This window comes from Cellulomonas sp. GbtcB1, assembly GCF_019091725.1.
Classification (GTDB): Bacteria; Actinomycetota; Actinomycetes; order Actinomycetales; family Cellulomonadaceae; genus Cellulomonas.
The window spans coordinates 1-273 of record NZ_JAGXJG010000246.1 but is presented as its reverse complement, the minus strand read 5'-3'; the positions used below and the strand labels follow the sequence as shown (position 1 = coordinate 273).

At 66.3% G+C, this 273-nt stretch carries 1 protein-coding gene; it reads right to left on the bottom strand.

The window, feature by feature from the left end; all coding sequences use genetic code 11:
- Window positions 1–253: manganese catalase family protein (locus KVT14_RS20395; protein WP_217617299.1), on the bottom strand; the 253-nt coding region annotated here is incomplete at its 3' end.
- Between the last annotated feature and the right edge of the window lie 20 nt (window positions 254–273).

Sequence of the window (273 nt, the reverse complement as noted above, 5' to 3'; positions counted from 1 at the left end):
GCGCCTTCTCGAGCAGCTGGGCGAACATCGTCGCCAGCATCTCGACGTGGACGAACTCCCCCGCGCCGATGCCGTACAGCAGGTCGCGGTACTTGCCGGGCAGGTGCGTGTTCCAGGACTGGAACCCGTACTGCAACGCGACCGTGATCTCGCCGTACTGCCCGCCCAGGACCTCCTGGAGCTTGCGGGCGTAGACGGCGTCCGGCTTGACGGGTGTGGCCTTGAACTGCAGCTCTTGACGGTGGAAGAACATCGCGACCTCCGCGCCACGCA